General features: G+C 63.3%; 18 protein-coding genes and 2 tRNA genes. 10 read left to right on the plus strand and 10 right to left on the minus strand.

Annotated features, from left to right (window positions below):
* Positions 1 to 20: 20 nt before the first annotated feature.
* The 7 genes from AAG813_RS01840 to AAG813_RS01870 form a co-directional block, all read right to left on the minus strand.
* Positions 21 to 734, minus strand: coding sequence for an ABC transporter ATP-binding protein (locus AAG813_RS01840; protein ID WP_341911237.1), 714 nt, complete (start codon positions 732 to 734; stop codon positions 21 to 23).
* Positions 734 to 1,483, minus strand: a complete 750-nt coding sequence (locus tag AAG813_RS01845) for an ABC transporter ATP-binding protein (RefSeq protein ID WP_341911239.1) — start codon at positions 1,481 to 1,483, stop codon at positions 734 to 736. Before AAG813_RS01845 ends, AAG813_RS01840 begins: the two co-directional genes overlap by 1 nt.
* Complete coding sequence (locus AAG813_RS01850) at positions 1,476 to 2,489, minus strand: branched-chain amino acid ABC transporter permease (protein ID WP_341911242.1); 1,014 nt, start codon at positions 2,487 to 2,489, stop codon at positions 1,476 to 1,478. The genes AAG813_RS01845 and AAG813_RS01850 overlap by 8 nt, the downstream gene beginning before the upstream one ends.
* The gene (locus AAG813_RS01855) at positions 2,486 to 3,349 is read right to left on the minus strand and encodes a branched-chain amino acid ABC transporter permease (RefSeq protein WP_341911244.1); all 864 of its coding nucleotides are present in this window, start codon (positions 3,347 to 3,349) and stop codon (positions 2,486 to 2,488) included. The genes AAG813_RS01850 and AAG813_RS01855 overlap by 4 nt, the downstream gene beginning before the upstream one ends.
* Before the next feature lie 202 nt (positions 3,350 to 3,551).
* A complete protein-coding gene (locus AAG813_RS01860) occupies positions 3,552 to 4,751 on the minus strand; it encodes an ABC transporter substrate-binding protein (protein WP_341911246.1) in 1,200 nt (399 codons plus the stop codon).
* Positions 4,752 to 4,902: 151 nt separating this feature from the next.
* Positions 4,903 to 6,483 carry a benzoate-CoA ligase family protein gene (locus tag AAG813_RS01865; protein WP_341911248.1) on the minus strand — a complete coding sequence of 527 codons (1,581 nt, stop codon included), beginning with the start codon at positions 6,481 to 6,483 and terminating at the stop codon, positions 4,903 to 4,905.
* 76 nt (positions 6,484 to 6,559) lie between these two features.
* Positions 6,560 to 7,048, minus strand: a complete 489-nt coding sequence (locus tag AAG813_RS01870; protein WP_341911249.1) for a flavodoxin domain-containing protein — start codon at positions 7,046 to 7,048, stop codon at positions 6,560 to 6,562.
* Positions 7,049 to 7,149: 101 nt separating this feature from the next.
* On the opposite strand from AAG813_RS01870, the gene AAG813_RS01875 reads away from it, so the two are divergent.
* The 3 genes from AAG813_RS01875 to boxB are packed head-to-tail and all read left to right on the plus strand — an operon-like array spanning position 7,150 to position 11,202.
* The gene (locus AAG813_RS01875; protein ID WP_341911251.1) at positions 7,150 to 8,046 is read left to right on the plus strand and encodes a helix-turn-helix transcriptional regulator; all 897 of its coding nucleotides are present in this window, start codon (positions 7,150 to 7,152) and stop codon (positions 8,044 to 8,046) included.
* A 23-nt stretch (positions 8,047 to 8,069) separates the two neighbouring features.
* Entirely contained in the window at positions 8,070 to 9,773 is a 1,704-nt protein-coding gene (gene boxC / locus AAG813_RS01880; protein ID WP_341911253.1) for a 2,3-epoxybenzoyl-CoA dihydrolase, read from the plus strand.
* 4 nt (positions 9,774 to 9,777) lie between these two features.
* Complete coding sequence (boxB, locus tag AAG813_RS01885) at positions 9,778 to 11,202, plus strand: benzoyl-CoA 2,3-epoxidase subunit BoxB (RefSeq protein WP_341911255.1); 1,425 nt, start codon at positions 9,778 to 9,780, stop codon at positions 11,200 to 11,202.
* Between the two features lie 72 nt (positions 11,203 to 11,274).
* Here boxB and AAG813_RS01890 read toward each other — a convergent pair whose 3' ends face one another.
* Complete coding sequence (locus AAG813_RS01890) at positions 11,275 to 11,661, minus strand: DUF488 family protein (RefSeq protein WP_341911257.1); 387 nt, start codon at positions 11,659 to 11,661, stop codon at positions 11,275 to 11,277.
* Between the two features lie 154 nt (positions 11,662 to 11,815).
* Between AAG813_RS01890 and AAG813_RS01895 the strand changes: the two genes are divergently transcribed.
* Positions 11,816 to 11,892 (plus strand) — tRNA-Pro (locus AAG813_RS01895).
* A gap of 42 nt (positions 11,893 to 11,934) precedes the next feature.
* Positions 11,935 to 12,011: transfer RNA gene (locus AAG813_RS01900), tRNA-Arg, on the plus strand.
* Between the two features lie 189 nt (positions 12,012 to 12,200).
* Here the strand turns inward: AAG813_RS01900 and AAG813_RS01905 are convergent.
* Complete coding sequence (locus AAG813_RS01905; protein ID WP_341911259.1) at positions 12,201 to 12,440, minus strand: hypothetical protein; 240 nt, start codon at positions 12,438 to 12,440, stop codon at positions 12,201 to 12,203.
* Between AAG813_RS01905 and AAG813_RS01910 the strand changes: the two genes are divergently transcribed.
* The 5 genes from AAG813_RS01910 to AAG813_RS01930 all read left to right on the plus strand — a co-directional run bounded on the left by AAG813_RS01910 (position 12,439) and on the right by AAG813_RS01930 (position 18,324).
* Positions 12,439 to 12,984, plus strand: coding sequence for a DUF4402 domain-containing protein (locus tag AAG813_RS01910; protein ID WP_341911261.1), 546 nt, complete (start codon positions 12,439 to 12,441; stop codon positions 12,982 to 12,984). The two genes, AAG813_RS01905 and AAG813_RS01910, sit on opposite strands and share 2 nt — an antisense overlap.
* A gap of 152 nt (positions 12,985 to 13,136) precedes the next feature.
* A complete protein-coding gene (locus AAG813_RS01915; protein ID WP_341911263.1) occupies positions 13,137 to 13,595 on the plus strand; it encodes a DUF4402 domain-containing protein in 459 nt (152 codons plus the stop codon).
* A gap of 36 nt (positions 13,596 to 13,631) precedes the next feature.
* Entirely contained in the window at positions 13,632 to 14,546 is a 915-nt protein-coding gene (locus tag AAG813_RS01920; protein ID WP_341911265.1) for a molecular chaperone, read from the plus strand.
* Positions 14,547 to 14,591: 45 nt separating this feature from the next.
* Positions 14,592 to 17,810 carry a hypothetical protein gene (locus AAG813_RS01925; RefSeq protein WP_341911267.1) on the plus strand — a complete coding sequence of 1,073 codons (3,219 nt, stop codon included), beginning with the start codon at positions 14,592 to 14,594 and terminating at the stop codon, positions 17,808 to 17,810.
* Positions 17,797 to 18,324, plus strand: coding sequence for a hypothetical protein (locus AAG813_RS01930; protein ID WP_341911269.1), 528 nt, complete (start codon positions 17,797 to 17,799; stop codon positions 18,322 to 18,324). The genes AAG813_RS01925 and AAG813_RS01930 overlap by 14 nt, the downstream gene beginning before the upstream one ends.
* Here the strand turns inward: AAG813_RS01930 and AAG813_RS01935 are convergent.
* Positions 18,262 to 18,675, minus strand: a complete 414-nt coding sequence (locus AAG813_RS01935) for a glutathione binding-like protein (RefSeq protein WP_341911605.1) — start codon at positions 18,673 to 18,675, stop codon at positions 18,262 to 18,264. The two genes, AAG813_RS01930 and AAG813_RS01935, sit on opposite strands and share 63 nt — an antisense overlap.
* Positions 18,676 to 18,769: the final 94 nt, after the last annotated feature.

The raw sequence follows: 18,769 nt of genomic DNA on the forward strand, positions 1-18,769 counted from the left end.
CGGGTTACTGTGCCGGGGAGTCAGACACCCAGGTATTGCGTGAGCAACTCCGGCCGCGCATGCAGGTCGGCCGAGCTGCCTTCAAACACCACCTCGCCCTTGACCAGGATGATGTTGCGGTCGGTGATCTGGGTGACATGTTTCCAGTTCTTGTCGACGATCACGCTGCTGATGCCGCTTTCGCGAATCACGCCGCAGATGCGCCAGATCTCGCGCGCAATCAGCGGTGCCAGGCCTTCGGTGGCTTCGTCGAGGATCAACACATCGGGGTTGGTCATCAGCGCGCGGCCGATGGTGAGCATCTGCTGCTCGCCGCCCGAAAGTTGCTGGCCGCCGTGGCCCAGGCGCTCTTTGAGCCGGGGGAAGGTCTCCAGTACCCGGTCGTAGGTCCAGTCCCGTTGTCCGCGGGTGCCGGCGCGCGCGGCCATCTTGAGGTTCTCGACCACGCTGAGGTTGCCGAAGATGCCGCGGCCTTCGGGAACGTAGGCGATGCCGAGTTGGGAAATTTCGTAGGGCGCGCGGCCCAGCATCGGCCGGCCCATGATGGCCAGGCTGCCCGTACGCGGCTTGACCAGGCCCATGATGCTTTTGAGCAGGGTGCTTTTGCCCATGCCGTTGCGACCCATCAGGCCGATGGTTTCGCCGCGTGCGACGGAAAAGTTGACGCCGCGCAGGATGTGGCTGGCGCCGTAGTAGGTGTGGATGTCTTTGGCATCGATCAGCAGGTCGGCCATCAGTGTTCCTCCCCCAGGTAGGCGGCCTGCACGCCGGCATCGGCCCGGATTTCGGCGGGTGTGCCGCTGGCAATCACCTGGCCGTTGACCATGACCGTCAACCGGTCGGCCAGCGCGAAGACCGCGTCCATGTCGTGTTCGACCAGCAGGATGCCGTGGTCGGCCTTGAGCTTGAGCAGCAGCGCGACCATGCGTTCGGCCTCGGCCACGCCCATGCCGGCCAGCGGCTCGTCGAGCAGCAGCACCTGCGGCTCGGTCGCCAGTGTCATGGCAATTTCAAGCTGGCGCTGCTCGCCATGGCTGGTGGCACCGGCGATCGCCTGTTTACGGTCTTGCAGACCGGAAAGCTCGATGGCCCTTTCTGCACGGGCATTGACCGCTCTTAAATGAGTAGCATGGCTGAGCCAGTGCAGGGCATGCGGCTGGCGCGACTGCGCGGCCAGGCGGACGTTTTCCCAGACCGTGAAGGGCAGGAAGATATTGGTCTTCTGGTAGCTGCGGCCTAGGCCCTGGCGCGAGATTTTTTCCGGGTTCCAGCCGGTGATGTCGCGCTCGCCGAGCCGCACGGAACCCGAGGTGGGCGGCAGGTCGCCCGAGAGCAGGTTGGTCAGCGTCGATTTGCCGGCGCCGTTGGGGCCGATCACGGCGTGGATCTGCTTGCGCTGCAGATCCAGCGAGACGTCGCTGACGGCGGCCAGGCCGCCGAAACGCTTGGTCAGGTTGCGCGCGGAGAGAAGGATCTCACTCATCGCCAGCTCCCCTGCGTTTGCCAAAGCGCTCGACCAGGCCCAGGATGCCGCGTGGCGCAAAAGTCACCAGGAGCACGATGAACAGGCCCATCCACAGCTGCCAGTGTTTGCCGAGGTTGACGCTGCCGACCTGCGGCAGGTCCTTGAAGACATGCAGCAGGTATTCGAAGGCGAAGGCACCAACAATCGCGCCGGCGAAGTTCCCCATGCCGCCGAGAATGACCATCATGATGGCGTGCGCGCTCATGTGAAAACCCATCAGTTCGGGGTTGATGTAGCCAGTCTGTGTGCCCCACAGGTAGCCTGCCAGGCCGGCCAGCGCGCCGGCCAGGGTGAAAGCCGTGAGTTTGTAGCGGAAGGTGCCGAACCCCATGGCACGCATGCGATGTTCGTTGACGCGGATGCCGGCCAGCGCGCGGCCGAACGGGCTCCACAGCAGCCGGCGCAAAAAGGCGTAGACCACCAGCATCACGGCCAGCGTGAAGTAATACAGCGTTCGCTTGTTGTCCAGGTCGAAGGGCATCCAGCCGAACAGGGTGGTGTCGGGCTTGAAATTGATGTACAGCCCGTCCGAACCGCCCAGCACCTTGTTGTCGAAAAACAGGAAGAACACCATTTGCGCAAAGGCCATGGTGACCATGATGAAGTAGATGCCGTGGGTGCGAACGACGAAAAAACCGATGATCAGCGCGGCCAGCCCCGAGGCCAGCACCGCCACCGGCAATGTCCACCACAGGCTGACGGCTTCGCCCTGCGGCATGAGGAAGGCCAGCGCGTAGCCCGCCAGGCCGAAGTAGGCGGCATGCCCCAGCGAGACCAGGCCAGTGACACCCTGCAGCAGGTCCAGGCTCATGGCAAAAATCGCCATGATCATCATGCGTGTGACCATCTGGGTGTAGAAGTCGGTGCCTGCAAACGGGAAGGCGACGAGGGCGACCAGGCCCAGTGCCAGCGTGACCTGCACGCCGCGCGGCAGGACTTCGAGATTGGCTTTCATCGTGCTCATTGCTTGAACAAGCCTTCCGGCTTCCAGAGCAGCACCGCCGCCATCAACATGTAAACCAGCATGCCCGCCACCTGCGGCAGCAGCACCTTGCCGAAGGTATCGACCAAGCCCACCAGCAGCGCAGCAATCAGTGCGCCGCGCACCGAGCCGATGCCGCCGATCACCACCACCACAAAACACATGATGAGCACCTGCGAGCCCATGTTGGGGTAGACGCTGGCGATCGGCGCGGCGATCATGCCGGCCACCGCGGCCAGGGTCACGCCGAGGGCAAACACCACGGCGTGGATCAGCTTGATGTTGATGCCCAGGGCACCGGCCATGTCGCGGTTGAAAGCGCCGGCGCGGATCTTCATGCCCAGCCGGGTTTTGGAGATCAGCAGGTACAGGCCGACCGCCAGCGCAATACACACGCCGGACATGAACAGGCGGTAAACCGGGTAGGACAGGTTCTCGGTCAGCGGGATCGACGCGCTGAGCAGTTCGGGAATCGGCACGCCATGGACGTCGTCGCCCCAGACAATGGAACGCAGCTCCTCAAAGATGTAGATCAGGCCGAAGGTCAGCAAGACCTGGTCGAGGTGGTCGCGCTGGTAGAAGTGGCGAAACAGCAGCCACTCCAGCGCCAGCCCGAAAATCGCCGACAGTGCGGCCCCGCCGAGGATGGCCAGGGTCAGGCTGCCGAAAGTGGCACTGAGCGACCAGGCCAGGTAGGCGCCCAGCATGTAGAAGCTGCCGTGGGCGAGGTTGACCACGCCCATGATGCCGAAAATCAGCGTCAGGCCGGCGGCCAGCATGAACAGCAGCAGGCCGTACTGGACGCTGTTGAGCAGCTGGATGAAAAAGTTGGCGAGATCCATCGAGGCTTGTGTGTTCAGGGAAAGAGGTTCGTCCTGTGCGTGGGTTCATGCAAGGCCGGTTCCAAAAAAACGGGAGGTCCGAGAACCTCCCTCTTCTTTGCTCAAGAAATTGCTCGCATGGGTCTGAAGCCACCTGGCCGCAGAACCGGCTTGGCCGGGCCGCGGGCGCATCCTTCGACAAGCTCAGGACGAGCGCGGGAGCTCAGCCCATCTTGCAGCCGGCACCGGAGTCGGCCAGCGCCTTCGCGGCCACGCCGATCACCTTGTTTTCCTTGTTCTCGACCTGGCGCAGGTAGATGTCCTGCACCGGGTTGTGGGCCTTGCTCATGGTCCACTTGCCGCGCGGGCTGTCGATGACCGCCGATTCCATGGCCTTGTAGAGCGCCGGCTTGCTGTTCAGGTCGCCCTTGACCGCATTGGCCCCCTGGACCAGCAGCAGGCCGGTGTCATAACCCTGCACCGCGTACACATCGGGCTGCATCTTGAAGCGGCTGGCATAGGCGGTGCGGAAAGCCTTGTTGCGCGGCGTGTCCAGCGAGTCGCTGTAATGCATGGTGGTGATGATGCCGTCGGCTGCGGGGCCGGCGGCGTCCAGCACACCTTCGGTCAGGAAGCCCGAGCCGTACAGGGGAATCTTGCCTTTCAGGCCGGCCGCGGCGTAGTCGCGGATGAACTTGGCAGCGCCACCGCCGGCAAAGAAGCAGGCCACGGCGTCGGGCTTGAGCGCGGCAATTTCGGTCAGCAGCGCCTGGAACTCGACGTTCGGGAAGGGCAGGCCCAGTTCCTTGACGATGGTGCCGCCGGCCGCGGTGTAGCTTTCCTTGAAGCCTTCAAAGGCCTCGTCGCCGGCAGCGTATTTCCAGGTAATCCAGACGGCTTTCTTGTGACCGCGGGCGACCATGGCCTGGCCCAGCGCGCGGGTGGGCTGGGAGTTGCTGAAGGAGGTGCGGAAGACGTTGGGTGCGCACAGGCCGCGGGTGGCGGCGTGCACCCCGGCGTTCGGAATCAGGCTCAGCACGCCGGAGTCGCGCGCCACTTTCTGGATGCCCATCTGCACGCCCGAGTGCACGGTGCCGACCAGCACATCGACCTTGTCGCGCTGCACCAGCTTGCTGGCGTTTTCAATACCTTTGGAAGGCTCGGACTCGTCGTCCACCTTGAAGTATTCGATCTCGCGGCCGCCGAGCTTGCCACCCTGTTCGTCAATCGCCATGCGGAAACCATTTTCAATCGCCACGCCGAGCTGCGCGAAGGTGCCGGTGTAGGGCAGCATGAAACCCACACGCACCTTGCCCGATTGCGCCCGTGCCATCTGGGGGAGCAGCAAGCCGGTGGAGGCTGCGCCGATCACGGCCGCGCTCTGGCTCAGGATCAAACGACGTGAAGGAAGGCGTGAGGTCATGGATAACTCCTGGTTGGAACGGAAGGCGATGCGCCGGAAGGCTTCAATGGTACTGGGGGTCTGCGCCCGATACCCTAGTGAAAAACCCGAGATTGAGGATTAAATTGTTTACATCTAAAGCAATTAACTTGCCAGCCTGCCGCTGCAAGCCTCAAGCCATGCCCTGGCGCAGCTTGAAGCGCTGGATCTTGCCGGTCGCGGTTTTGGGCAGCTCGTCCACAAACTCGATCCAGCGCGGGTACTTGTAAGGAGCCAGCTGCTGCTTGACGTGCGCCTTGAGGTCGTCGGCCGAGGCGGCCTGGCCTTTCTTGAGCACCACAAACGCCTTGGGTTTGACCAGCTGGTCGGCATCGGCCAGACCGACCACCGCCACTTCGAGTACCGCCGGGTGGGTCATCAGCGAGGCCTCCACCTCGAAGGGCGAGACATAGATGCCGCCGACCTTGAGCATGTCGTCGGTGCGGCCGCTGTAGGTGTAGTAGCCATCGGCATCCACCGTGTATTTGTCGCCGCTGCGTGTCCACTCGCCGGCAAACGTGGCCTTGGTCTTGGCGCGGCTGTTCCAGTACATCAGGGCCGAACTCGGCCCCTGGATCTGCAGCTCGCCGATCTCGCCGACGCCGCACTCACGGCCGTCATCACCGACGATGCGCAGCGCATAACCGGGCACGGCCTTGCCAGTGCTGCCGTAACGCACTTCGCCAGGCCGGTTGCTCAGGAAAATGTGCAGCATTTCGGTTGAACCGATACCGTCGAGGATGTCGCAGCCGTATTCGGTCTCCCACTTGGTGCCGATGCCGGCGGGCAGGGCCTCGCCGGCGCTGGTGCAGACGCGCAGCTTCAACGCAGCCCGGGGCGGGCGGGCCGGGTCCGCCAGCAGGGAGGCGTACAGCGTGGGCACGCCGTAGAAGATGGTGGGCTGGTGCTCTTTCAGGATGCGAAAGACCTCGGCCGTGGTCGGGCGCGCCGGCAGCAGGATGGCGGTGGCGCCCACGCTCATCGGGAAGGTCAGGCCGTTGCCCAGCCCGTAGGCAAAAAACAGCTTGGCCGCGGAATACACCACGTCCGACTCCCGGATGCCCAGCACGCCGCGGCCGTACAGCTCGGCGGTCTGGATCAGGTGGCTGTGCAGGTGCACCGTGCCCTTGGGCGCGCCGGTGGAGCCGCTCGAATACAGCCAGAAACAGGCGTCGTCGGCGCAGGTCGGCGCTATGGTTTTGGTAGCTGCCTGCATCCGCACCATCTGGGCCAGGCTCGCATGCGGGGTGGCATCTTCGGCGCCTGCGACGATCACGCTGCGCAGTGTGGGAATGCTCCCGATCAGCGGCGCAAACGCGGGCAGCAGGGCCTGGGACACGATCAGGCCCTGGGCGCGCGAGTCGCGCAGCATGAAGTCGAAGTCGGGCGTGGTCAGCAAGGTATTGGCGGCCACCGGCACCACACCAGCCAGGATGCAGCCCAGAAAAGCCACCGGCCATTCAGGGGTGTCCAGCATGGCCAGCAGCACGCGGCTTTCGGGGGCGAAGCCCTCGGCGCGCAGCGCATTGGCAAAACGGTGCGCCTGTTCGTCCAGCTCACCGTAGCTCAGCGTCGCACCGCTGACGGCATCGATGAAGGCCAGTTTCTCGGGACGGCCGGTGTTGCGTGCCAGCAGGTCATGGGCGGCGTTGTAGTCGCGGGGAATGTCGACGCGAGGGGGGCTTACCGAATGGTCGGCGCGGCTCAGGTTCATGGGGTCTCCGGATGCTCTATTTTTTATAGCTGCCTGCGCCCGCCACTATTGGGCTGGAGGCTGTTTTCAGTAGAACTCAGGCAGTTTCGGTACTGGGCGTGCTGCTCAGTGCCAGCGCCAGCCACTCGCGGCACCAGGCGGCACCCTCGGTCTCGGGCAGGGTGCCGGCGCTGGCGTCGTGGCACCAGACCTCACCGATACGCTGCGCGCCCAGGCCCTGCAGGCGCTCGTCGAACTTCTTGCCACCGAAACAGAAGGTCTGCAGGTAGGTGCGGTCGCCCAGGGCGATCACGCCGTAACGCACATGGCCCAGGAATTTGGGCTGGGCATCGAGCGAGTCATAGAGCAGCCGGGCGTTGTCCGGCACATCCCCCTGGCCGTAAGTGGAAGAGCAGATGAGATATATTGCATCTTCTTCGGCGGTGCCGTCAAAGACACTGATGTCCAGGCCGTCCATCAACTGCACCTCGATATCACTGACAAGATCGGCGCAATCCATCTGGATGGCTTGGGCAACATAGTCGGCCGTGCTGGTCATGGTGCCCACGAGAATTTTGAGTTTCATCAGTGATCTCCGAAGAAAGATGCAATAAACTGCTTGACAAGTGATTTGTGTGAAGTATAGTGCAATATTGATTTAACGCAAACTTTTTTCAAATAACGCAGATGTCCAACGTCGAATCCTTATCCGAACAGGCGAACAAGGCCACGCTCGCCGAGCTGGGTGCCCGGGTGCGAGCCTGGCGCGCCCGCCGTGGCATGACGCGCAAGGCCCTGGCGAGCGACTCCGGCCTGAGCGAGCGTTTCCTGGCCGACGTGGAAAGCGGCAAGGGCAATGTCTCGATCAACTCGCTGGAAGCGGCGGCCCGCGCGCTGAACATCTCGATTCTGGAACTGCTGCAGGACGCACCGCGTCCGGCGCTGGCCCGTGTCCAGGGGCTGCTGGGCCGGCTCGACGACACCCAGCTGGACCAGGCCTACGCGCTGCTCGGCAGCACCTTCGGCCTGAGCGATGCACTCGGCCGTGAGCGGCGCATTGCCCTGATCGGTCTGCGCGGGGCGGGCAAGTCCACGCTGGGCCTGAAGCTGGCCACCGAGCGCGGCGTGCCTTTTGTCGAGCTCGACCGCGAGATCGAACGTGAAGCCGGCACCAGCATGAACGAAATCCTGCTGCTGCACGGGCAGGCCGGTTACCGCCGCTACGAGCGCCGCGCGTTGTTCCGCATCGCCGAGGACCATGCCGACGGCGTCGTCATGACCACCGGCGGCAGCATCGTCAGCGAGCGCGAAACCTTTGATCTGCTGCAAAGCCGCTTCTACTGCGTCTGGCTCAAGGCCAGCCCGGAAGAACACATGGCACGCGTGGTGGCGCAGGGCGACATGCGGCCTTTTACTGCCACCCGCGGCGCCACCGACGAGGCGATGGAAGACCTGCGCCGCATCCTGGCCAGCCGCGAAGCGCTGTATGCGCGCGCCGACGCCGTGGTCGACACCGCCGCCCGCACCCTCAAGCAAAGCCTGAAAGACCTGGAACGCGCTGTTCCGCAGGTCGCAGGCGCATGACAACTGAAACAAAGGAGACCCCGATGAACGCCATGACCGAACCGCTGTTATTCAAGCAGGTGATCGAAGGCCAGGAGCGCGAGCTCGTGAGCTTTGCCACCCATCCGACCAAGTACCAGCACTGGACCCTGAGCGTGGAGGGCGACATTGCCCGCCTCAAGCTCGACATCAATGAGGACGGCGGCATCAAGCCCGGCTACAAACTCAAGCTCAACAGCTATGACCTCGGTGTGGACATCGAGCTGCACGACGCGATCAACCGCATCCGTTTCGAGCATCCTGCCGTCAAGGTGGTCGTGTTCGAGTCGGGCAAGGAAAAGATCTGGTGCTCGGGCGCCAACATCTACATGCTGGGCCTGTCCACGCACGGCTGGAAGGTCAACTTCTGCAAGTTCACCAATGAAACCCGCAATGGCCTGGAAGACTCCTCGCGCCATGATGGCCTGAAAGCGATTGCCGCCGTGACCGGTGCCTGCGCCGGCGGCGGCTACGAGCTGGCGCTGGCCTGCGACCGCATCGTGATGGTCGACGACCGCAGTTCCACCGTGAGCCTGCCCGAAGTGCCGTTGCTCGGCGTGTTGCCCGGCACCGGTGGCCTGACTCGCGTGACCGACAAGCGCAAGGTGCGCCGCGACCTGGCCGACATCTTCTGCACCACCTCCGAAGGCGTGCGGGCCGACCGCGCCAAAGACTGGAAGCTGATCGACGCCTACGCCAAGCCGCAGCAGTTCAGCGCCTTGCTTGCTACGGAAATAGAAGCGCTTCGCGCACAGTCCACAAGGGCTGCAGCCTCAAAAGGCATTGAACTGACGCCGCTGAAGGTGGTCATCGACGATGCCGGCTACCACTACAGCGTGGTCGATGCGCAGTTGGACCGCGAAAGACGCATTGCCACTCTCACGGTCAAATCACCGGCTACCGCCATTGAATCCACACCCGAGACGATTGAAGCCGCTGGTGCCAACTGGTACCCGCTCAAGCTGCAGCGCGAACTCGACGACGCCATCCTGAACCTGCGCACCAACGAACTCGAAGTCGGCACCTGGGTCATCAAGACCCAAGGCGACGCCGGCCAGGTGATCCGCATGGATGAGGTGCTGGCCAAACTCAAGGACCACTGGCTGGTCAAGGAGACCACAGGCGCGCTGCGCCGCACGCTGGCGCGGCTGGACGTGACCAGCCGCTCGCTGATCGCGCTGGTCGATGCCGGCTCGTGCTTCGCCGGCACGTTTTACGAACTGGCCCTTAGCTGCGACCGCATCTACATGCTGGACCTGCCGGATTCGCCCGACGCCGCGCCCACGCTGCAACTGAGCCCGGCCAACTTCGGCTGGTTCCCGGCCGTCAACCACCTGACCCGGCTGCAGACCCGGTTTTATGAAGACGACGCCACCATCGCGCAGCTGCAAAAACTCGGTGACAGCCCGCTGCGTGCCGACCAGGCACTCGAGCTGGGCCTGGTGACCCTGAGCCCCGACGACATCGACTGGGACGACGAGATCCGCATCATGCTGGAAGAGCGTGCGTCCATGTCGCCCGACGCCATGACCGGCATGGAGGCCTCGCTGCGCTTTCCCGGCAAGGAGACCATGGAAACGCGCGTTTTCGGGCGGCTCAGCGCCTGGCAGAACTGGATTTTCATCCGCCCGAATGCGGTCGGCGAAGAGGGCGCCCTCAAATTGTTTGGCACCGGTAAAAAAGCGAAATTCGACTGGAAAAGGATTTAACACCATGAGCACCATTGACCTGCAAGCCCTGATTCCCAACAACGTCAACCTCGGCGAAAACCGCCAGCTGCAGCGTGCGCTCGAGCACTGGCAGCCGGCCTTCATGAGCTGGTGGGACGAAATGGGCCCGAGCGACTTCAATGCCAAGGAGGTCTACCTGCGCACCGCCGTCGGCGTGGACGCTTCCGGCTGGGCCAGCTACGGCTACACGCCCATGCCCGACTACCGCTGGGGCATCTTCCTGGCCGACCAGGAAGAAAACCGGAAAATCGGCTTTGGCGACCACATGGGTGAAGACGTCTGGCAGGAAGTGCCGGGCGAGTACCGCAGCGCCTTCCGCCGCCTGATCGTGACCCAGGGCGACACCGAGCCGGCCTCGGTCGAGCAGCAGCGCCTGCTGGGCCACACCGCGCCCAGTTTGTACGACCTGCGCAACCTGTTCCAGGTCAACGTCGAGGAAGGTCGCCACCTCTGGGCCATGGTCTACCTGCTGCACGCCCACTTCGGCCGTGATGGCCGCGAGGAGGCCGAAGAGCTGTTGGCGCGCCACAGCGGCGACGCCGACAAGCCGCGCATCCTGGGCACCTTCAACGAGCCCATGGACAACTGGCTCAGTTTCTTCATGTTCACTTACTTCACCGACCGCGACGGCAAGTTCCAGCTCAAGTCCTTCGCCGAAAGCGCGTTTGATCCGCTGGCGCGCACCACGCGTTTCATGCTGACCGAAGAAGCGCACCACATGTTTGTCGGCGAGACCGGCATCGGCCGGGTGATCAAACGCACGCTGGAAGTCATGAAGGAGCTGGACACCGACAACGTGGACACCCTGCGCAAGGCCGGCGTGATCGACCTGCCGACCATCCAGAAATTCATGAACTTCTGGTTCACCTCCTCGCTGGACCTGTTCGGCTCCGAGGCTTCGTCGAATGCCGCCAACTACTTCAGCAACGGCATCAAGGGCCGGCCTGACGAAGCCAAGTTCGCCGACCACGTCGAACGCGACAGCGAAATGACGATTCAGGTGCCGGACGGCAAGGGCGGCCTGAAGAACGAAACGATTTCCACGCGCAACGGCATGAACGAGATCACGCGTCTCGAGTACGTGAAGGACTGCAATGTCGGCGTGACACGCTGGAACATGGCGATCAAGCGCGCCGGCGTGGATTTCGAGCTGAGCCTGCCGAACTCGCGTTTCCGCCGCAGCGTCGGCGCCTGGTCGGCCGCCCACACCGATCCGCAGGGCAACCCGATCAGCGCCGCCGAGTTCGAGGCGAAAAAAGACGCCTGGCTGCCGACGGACGAAGACAAGACCTTCATCCACAGCCTGATGCACCGTGTCACCGAACCCGGCAAGATGGCGGGCTGGATCGCACCGCCGGATCGCGGGATCAATGCCAACGCCGTGGAGTACGAATACGTGAAGCTGTGATCTAAAGTTTCGGACTCAGACCTGAGCCAACAAGCCCCGGGCGCGCATGCGCTGCGGGGCTTTTTTGATGCATCAACTGATCAGGGCGCCGCGCTCCGTGAGCAGATCCCGCAGCAGAGATCGGTGGCAGCGCGCCTCGTTCTCGCAATAACAACCCATCGCAAAATTTGTCTGGTGCGACAAGGCCGCCAGCAGGTCCAGGTTGTGGCTGACATCGGGTTCGTTCATTTCGGCGCGGTATTTTTTGCTGAATACGACCCAGTCCTTGTCGGTCTCCACCGACTGGCCAAGCTTCATGGTTTCGGCGCTGGGCGCCAGGTTGGGGTACCAGACGTCGTACCAGTCCTGCGTGGCGAATTCACTTTTGGGTACGCCGCGTGGCGGTCGGCGTACCGTGCCTATGCGCAGACCTTCGCCAGCCTGCCGGGCCGTGCCCAGTCTCACGATGCTTACCCCCATGGGAGCCTCCTGTTGGATGGTGTTTCAGGGCTGCCATTGTGAAACCTTTTGCGCTGCCCCCCGGCCTGTCCTGGTGCTTGCGGAGGCTGCCTCTGCAAATAAACGGAGCGAGGCGCAAAGTTGGGCCTTGTTCGGGCTATAATATTTGACTAGTCGGAGTGTGGCGCAGTCTGGTAGCGCACCTGGTTTGGGACCAGGGGGTCCAAGGTTCGAATCCTTGTACTCCGACCAAGAATCCAATGAAAAAGCTCACTCTGTGGGCTTTTTTCATATCTGCCCGTAGCTCAGTTGGATAGAGCATCAGCCTTCTAAGCTGAGGGTCGGGGGTTCGATCCCCTCCGGGCAGACCAATGCTCCGTGCATTGCGTCCCCCCATCCTCCCCATTTTTATCGTTAGACCGTCTCAGGCGTCGCCTTGCAGCCGTGCGTAAGGCGCCTTGTCACGCCGATGCGTTGCGAAATCGCGTCGCCCTGACTGCCCGGTGCGTGGTGGATATAGGCCCAAAGTCATAGATCGCTCAAAGTGAATTGTCGAAAATTCATTCTTTAGCATAAAAAATGTTGACTTGTAAAAAAATCACCAAGTGCATCGCCATTTTTCCAACAAAAGTCACATTTAGATAAATAAAATTGCATAAAAGATACAAATAAAGTCTGCCAAAAGGGACGGAACAGGTGGTCCGGCACGCTGGAAATGCGGCTTTCCCGCCTTTGCCATCAGGTGGGGCTTGTTCAGGCTGGGCATGTTGAGGGTGTTCCATTAACCAAGGAGTGATCATGAAATCAGAGAATTTTTCGACATTCAATCGCCGTGCAGTACATACAGCGCTGGCTTCAGCTCTGGCTCTGGGCATGGCGGGGCACGGCAGCAATGCGCACGCCGCAAGTGCCTCGAACGATGCCACCGCGACGGTCGTGGCACCGATTGCCATTGCCGCCACCAATACCTTGCGCTTTGGATCGTTTTCCACCAGCGCGGCTGGACAAACGGTGACGATCAACGCAAACACCGGCGCACGGACCAACAGCGGCGCGCTGCTTGCCACCTCGACCACCGGTCGGGCCACGTACAACGTCACCGGTGAAGGAGCCCTGACCTATGCGATCACTTTGCCGAGCAACGGCACAGTGAACATCACGACAGGTGCAGCGGATGCAACCCGAACCATGGCGGTGAGCGACTTCACCAGCTTCCCCGCCACGACCGGTACATTGACCGCAGGCGCGCAGACCTTGGGGGTGGGCGCAACCATCACCACTGTTACCGGCCAGGTGGCCGGGGCGTACACCGGAACCTTCAACGTTACGGTTGACTACAACTAAGTTACCCGCGATCCCGGTGAGCGGGGCCGTTCCGTTGACGCTCACAGGCGTCTGAATGCGGTGGGCACCGGTCAGGTTTTGTGGTTTTTCGGAAAAGTGGCCTCACTACAGACGGCCCCGCATCACAACGGGGTTGTCGAGAAATGCCTGCGATGAAAACGCTCCGCCTCCTGTTTGCGCTGGCCTGCGCGACCACCATCGCATCCACGGGTTGGGCGCAGACGCTAGCGGCCAACCAGTCGCTGGCCTTTGGCAGCTTCGCTCCCGGTGTCAGCAGCGGAACGGTCACCATCAGCCCCGCCGGGGCTCGCAGTTCGGGGGGTGGCGTGTTTCTGGTGTCCTCCGGTGCGGGAACTGCTGCGTCGTACACCGTGGGCGGTACCAGCAGTGCGACCTACGCCATCACCTTGCCGTCGAACGGCGAGGTGGTGTTGACGAGTGGTCCGAATTCCATGGCGGTCAACAACTTCTCGAGCAGTCCGGCGGGCACGGGTGTGATTGGCGGCGGAGGAACACAAACGCTGAGCGTGGGAGCCACGCTGAGCGTGGGAAGCAACCAGGCCACCGGCAGCTACAGCGGCAGCTTCAACGTCACGGTTGAGTACAACTGACAAGCCACGTTTCATGAAAAAACGAGGAATCCCGGCATGACACCTTTTACATTTTTTGTCCGTCCAGCACCAGCGGGTCTCGCGGGCCTGTTGACGCTGCCGATCCACTTCGTCCTGCGATGCCTGGGCTGGCTCGCAGGGATGGGCTTCATATGTCTGGCTGCGTCGCCTGCATCGGCAGACCTGATGCTGTTTCCCACGCGTGTCGTGTTTGAAAAAAACCAGCGGGCTGCCCAACTGGAACTGATCAACAACGGACAGGAGAGCACCACGTACCGTGTCCACCTCGTGAACCGGCGCATGAACGAAACCGGTGAGTTCACCGCGGCAGACCCCCCTTTGCCCGGCGAGCAGTTTGCCGATGCCTTGCTGCGTTATTCGCCGCGGCAGGTGGTGCTGGCCCCCGGTCGCGGCCAGACCATCCGCATCCTGTTGCGCAAACCGGCCGACCTGCCAGCGGGCGAATACCGCTCGCATCTGCAGTTTGATCTGGTTCCCGAGGTCACGGGCGCCAGCAGCATTGACGCCCAGGGGTCCAAGCCGGGCCCGGGTGAAGTCGGTGTCCAGCTGAGGGCGCTGGTGGGTGTGTCGATTCCGGTGATCGTGCGTCACGGTGAAACATCGGCCACTGTCACGCTGTCCGGGCTGGAACTTCCCAAACCTGCCGCCGGCCAGCCCGTGATGCTTGCCGCCGTGCTGCAGCGCAGCGGGAACCGCTCCGTGTATGGCGACCTGGTGGCGACCTTCACCCCGCAGGGCGGTATGCCGCAGGAAGTCGGGAAAGCAGGCGGGGTGGCCGTTTACACGCCCAATGCCCTGCGCCGTATCCGGTTGGAGCTGCAGCCCCCAAGCGGGCTGGTGCTGGCACGGGGCAACCTGCGCTTGAGCTACCGGGAGCGTCCCGAAGCGGGCGGCAAGTTGCTGGCCGAAGCCGCCATCGACTTGCCCTGACCGGGACTCCGGTTGCGCGCCACCCATGACGCAGCCGCTTTCATCATGAGGGGCCACATCTTTTTCCGCGGTCTCGCCAGCGGGGTCGCGATGCGCCCCCGCCGGACAACGGTGCTTCTCTCGGTGGTGTTGCTGGTATGGTTGCCGGGCATGGGGATCGCCGCCACGACGATCAATGCAGCCTCTGTGGAAAGGGACAGTGCCCGGACCCGACTCGTGCTGGAGTCCCGGTCGGAGCTGCGCTTCAGCCTGTATATCCTGCGTCATCCCGGGCGTGTGGTGCTGGAGCTCGAAGGGGTGGAACTCAATGCGGTGCTGGCCGGTCTGGTAGGTCAGATAGGCGCCGATCACCCTTACCTGAAACCTGTTCAGATCAGGTCGTCCCCTTCGGGCGCAGAAGCCGTCCTGCTGGAATTCGGGCTCAAGGAAGAGGCAGAACCCAGCATTGCCTCGCTCAAACCCGAAGCGGGGCGGGGCTATCGACTGGTACTGGATGTTGCACCCCTTGCACCTCATTCAGCATCTGCCGCTGATTCTGCGGTTCGCGAGGCTGCGGACCAGACCCGCCCACCGCCGATGCCGGTGCCGGTGGCCACCGACGCAACAGAGCCGGTTTCAGCGTCGGGGCCTTTGCGCCGTGCCGATGAACAAAATCTGGTGTTGCTGGAAGTGCAACTGGATGAACACGTGCTGACCGATGCCATTACGACCTACCAGGCTGGCCGTGAGACATTTCTTCCACTGGGCGAGCTGGCCAGGCTGCTGACGCTGGCCATTCGCACGCAAGCCGAGCAGGGCACCGCCGACGGTTATGTGCTGAGCGAGGCTCGAGGTTTCAACCTGGATGTCGCGCAGGGCAGGGTCACTCTGGCCGGTCAGAGTCAGCTGTTTGACCGGACGCTGGTTCGCCTGCAGGGCGACGACATCTATGTCGCGGCTTCGCTGCTGTCGCGCTGGTTGCCGCTGGATTTCGAGGTGGACCTGTCCAGCCTGACGCTGCGGGTCAAGCCCAGGGAGCGCCTTCCCTTGCAGGATCGCCTGGAGCGTGAGCGCCGGGCAGGCCGGTTGGGTGCCCGTCCCGGTTACGAAGACCCGGGCTATCCACGCGTGGACATGCCTTACCGCCTGCTCGGTGTGCCCTTTATCGACCAGACCTTCGGGATGGGCCTGCGAACCGGCAATGGCAGCCGGCAAACCAGTGCCAGTTACACCGCCTACCTGACGGCCGACCTGCTGGGCCTGGAATCGGCATTTTTTGTCAGCAGCACCCGCCAGGACCCGTCGCCGGACGTGCGTTTCACGCTGGCACGCCACGATCCCGATGCGGGTCTGCTCGGCCCGCTGCGCGCCCGGTCGGTGATGTTCGGCAGCGGCGTCTCCGCCCCCAGCGTGAGCAATATTGCCGGCCGCAGTGCAACCGGCCAGGGGTATGGGCTGACGCTCAGCAACCGACCGATCACCCAGCCGACCAGTTTTGACCGCCATACGCTGCAGGGCGACCTCCCGCCCGGCTGGGATGTGGAGCTGTATTTCAACGAGGCCCTGGTCGGTTTCCAGAGCTCGCGGGCCGACGGCCGCTACAGCTTCGACGACCAGCCGCTGGCCTATGGCCTCAATGAATTTCGCCTGGTGTTTCACGGACCTCTGGGCCAGCAACGGGTGGAGCGGCAGAGTTTTTTGCTGGAGCAATCCAGCACCCCCCCCGGCGCGTTTTATTACAACCTCGCCCAGCACCAGGACAAGGCGGGCCATTCGCGCTCGGTGGCCCAGTTCGAGTGGGGCCTGAACAAGTACCTGACCGCGACCGGCGGCTTGGTCCGTCTGCCATCATCTGTGACTACCGGCAGCACCACCGCGGCGGCCACCGGCTTCGCCGGTACGGACGGGCAGCTATACAGCAACCTGGGGCTGCGTGGTTTCTGGAATTCCTTCATTCTCAGCAGCGACTTTTACCGCTCGCCCAATGGCGGCCTGCTCAATGAGTCCGGGCTGAAAACCCGCGTCGGACCTGTCTCACTGAGTTACAGCCACCTGCGGCTCAAGGACTTCTACAGCGAGCTGTTTTTACCCACCGCCGATCCTTTGCGCACACGCGACAAGTTGCGGCTGGACGGTGCCATTCCGGCCGGCTGGTTGCCACGCTTGCCGGTGACTGTCGAAGTACAGCGCGAGCAGTTTCAATCCGGCCTCAGCAACCTGGCCCTGACCGGGCGCGTCGCCGCCTATGTCAGGGGCACATCGGTGGCCAATCAGCTGACCTGGCAAAACTCGGGCGGCTCGACCACGGCCAGCGGCGCCCTGCAACTGAGCTACCGCGTCGGGGTCACCGGTCTGAGTGGCCAGTTGGGCTACCTTCTCAAACCGCACGCGAAACTGGACACCGTGGTGCTTTCGGGCGACAGGCGGCTGGGCGAGGGCTACCTACTCAACCTCGGCGTGGTGCGCTCCATCAGCAGCCGGGAGACCCTGTACACGGCAGGCCTGAACAAAAGCCTGGGCAATTACGGGCTGGGACTGAGCACCAGCTATTCCAGCAAGGGCGTGTTGACCGTGGGCGTGCAACTGTTTATTGCCATGGGCCGGGAGCCACGCCAGGGACAGTGGCGTTTTGACGCGCTGCCCAAAGCCGACAGCGGTGCCGCGTCGGCGCGGGTTTTTGTGGACAGCAATGCCAACGGCACCATGGATGCCGGCGAAGAAGCGGTTGAAAACGCGGCGATCACCGTCAACGGCAGCCGGGCGCCGGTGCGGACCGATGCCGCGGGGATTGCCTGGCTGGACCGTTTGCCGACGCGGCAGCATGTGGACCTGGCTGTCGATACGCAGACACTGGAGGACCCCTATTGGGCGCCGCAGCGCAAGGGGGTGCGTGTGGTGCCGCGTCCCGGTCATGTGGCGGAAATAGACTTCCCCATCATATTGACCAGCGAAATCGATGGCACGGTATACCTCGTCGAGAACAATACACGGCGCGGCATCGGCGATGTTGTGATCGAATTGCTTGACAGCAACCGGCGGGTCATCACTACAATCAAAACCAGTTCAGACGGCTACTTCATCGTTCCGGCCATCCCTCAGGGCCGCTACTTTGTGCAGGTTTCTCTGGAGCAACTGAGGCGGTTCGGTCTGGTCGATCCGGGTGTGCGTGAGATCACCATCCTGCCCGACGGAAAATTCATCAACGGCGTGGATTTTCTGCTGCGAAAAATGCCGGCTGGAGCGGAGTCCGGTCTTCCTCGCGAGGAGCATCATGAAAAAAAATGACGGGCGGCAAAAACAGTCCCGGACAGCCATCGCTTCGGCGCTCCTGGTGGGTGGCCTCGCCCTGACGAGCGGCAGCAGCCGGGCCGCCACGGCGGTGGGCACCGCCAGCGCGACGGTGGTGGGTTCGGTGGCGGTCATTGTCACTGTCCCCGCACCCGTGCCCCCCCCTGCCGTGGTCGCACCGACCCCGGCCTTGTCGGGGACCGTCTTCAAGGTGGAGAGCTTCACAGAGAGCCTCTCCACCAGCGGCCCTTTGCTGCGTGTGGGGGGGGCGCCTCCCGCTGGCACCGGTGGGAGCGGCGTCCAGTCGGGCGGGGCGACGGATGGTGGAAGCGCAGCGCAAGGCGCCACGGCTGCCCAGGCCGGCGCAGGCGCCGCGCCGCCAGCGGCCGGTACCGCGACCGTCAATGTGACGCGCAAGGCCGATGGCTCCCTGTCCGTCAGCGGTGGCTCAGGCCTGACAATTGCCGTGTCGCAACCGGCCAATGGTGCGGTCAACATCGAGTACAACTGACGCGGCCGCGGCGGCCATCGCGCCTGCGCCTCTGGCGCTTTGATACTTCGTCTTGTCAAACAGGATCTGGCTGGCCTTGTCGCCGGTGATGGGGCGGTGCAGGGCGGCCAGTGCCCTGACACCGCGCTGCACGGCCGGCCGGGCAGCGATGGCATCAATCCATTTCTTGAGGTGCGGGTAGTCGGCCCTGGTGATGCCATGGTTTTCCCAGTTGCGCAGCCGCGGGAAGATGGCGATGTCGGCAATCGCGTACTGGTTGCAGGCGATGGGCTTGCTGCCCGCCAGCTGCTGGTTCCTCACACCGCAAAGCCGTCGGGTGGCGTCGGTGCAGCGATCGGTCGCGTAGTCGATTTTCCCGGGCGTCTACTGGCGGACCAGCATGGTGCGAACCTTGTGGCCGTGGGGTGTGGGCCGGGAATGGACTTTGAGCATGGACGCAAGCTTT

Origin of the sequence: Polaromonas sp. YR568, assembly GCF_943371715.1 — a bacterium.
Taxonomy (GTDB): Bacteria; Pseudomonadota; Gammaproteobacteria; order Burkholderiales; family Burkholderiaceae_C; genus Polaromonas.

What these genes read in the sequence shown, in the direction of transcription:
- AAG813_RS01840 (WP_341911237.1), bottom strand. Translation starts at nt 734, where the DNA reads ATGGCCGACCTGCTGATCGATGCCAAAGACATCCACACCTACTACGGC.
- AAG813_RS01845 (WP_341911239.1), bottom strand. Translation starts at nt 1,483, where the DNA reads ATGAGTGAGATCCTTCTCTCCGCGCGCAACCTGACCAAGCGTTTCGGC.
- AAG813_RS01850 (WP_341911242.1), bottom strand. Translation starts at nt 2,489, where the DNA reads ATGAGCACGATGAAAGCCAATCTCGAAGTCCTGCCGCGCGGCGTGCAG.
- AAG813_RS01855 (WP_341911244.1), bottom strand. Translation starts at nt 3,349, where the DNA reads ATGGATCTCGCCAACTTTTTCATCCAGCTGCTCAACAGCGTCCAGTAC.
- AAG813_RS01860 (WP_341911246.1), bottom strand. Translation starts at nt 4,751, where the DNA reads ATGACCTCACGCCTTCCTTCACGTCGTTTGATCCTGAGCCAGAGCGCG.
- AAG813_RS01865 (WP_341911248.1), bottom strand. Translation starts at nt 6,483, where the DNA reads ATGAACCTGAGCCGCGCCGACCATTCGGTAAGCCCCCCTCGCGTCGAC.
- AAG813_RS01870 (WP_341911249.1), bottom strand. Translation starts at nt 7,048, where the DNA reads ATGAAACTCAAAATTCTCGTGGGCACCATGACCAGCACGGCCGACTAT.
- AAG813_RS01875 (WP_341911251.1), top strand. Translation starts at nt 7,150, where the DNA reads ATGTCCAACGTCGAATCCTTATCCGAACAGGCGAACAAGGCCACGCTC.
- boxC (WP_341911253.1), top strand. Translation starts at nt 8,070, where the DNA reads ATGAACGCCATGACCGAACCGCTGTTATTCAAGCAGGTGATCGAAGGC.
- boxB (WP_341911255.1), top strand. Translation starts at nt 9,778, where the DNA reads ATGAGCACCATTGACCTGCAAGCCCTGATTCCCAACAACGTCAACCTC.
- AAG813_RS01890 (WP_341911257.1), bottom strand. Translation starts at nt 11,661, where the DNA reads ATGGGGGTAAGCATCGTGAGACTGGGCACGGCCCGGCAGGCTGGCGAA.
- AAG813_RS01910 (WP_341911261.1), top strand. Translation starts at nt 12,439, where the DNA reads ATGAAATCAGAGAATTTTTCGACATTCAATCGCCGTGCAGTACATACA.
- AAG813_RS01905 (WP_341911259.1), bottom strand. Translation starts at nt 12,440, where the DNA reads ATGATCACTCCTTGGTTAATGGAACACCCTCAACATGCCCAGCCTGAA.
- AAG813_RS01915 (WP_341911263.1), top strand. Translation starts at nt 13,137, where the DNA reads ATGAAAACGCTCCGCCTCCTGTTTGCGCTGGCCTGCGCGACCACCATC.
- AAG813_RS01920 (WP_341911265.1), top strand. Translation starts at nt 13,632, where the DNA reads ATGACACCTTTTACATTTTTTGTCCGTCCAGCACCAGCGGGTCTCGCG.
- AAG813_RS01925 (WP_341911267.1), top strand. Translation starts at nt 14,592, where the DNA reads ATGAGGGGCCACATCTTTTTCCGCGGTCTCGCCAGCGGGGTCGCGATG.
- AAG813_RS01930 (WP_341911269.1), top strand. Translation starts at nt 17,797, where the DNA reads ATGAAAAAAAATGACGGGCGGCAAAAACAGTCCCGGACAGCCATCGCT.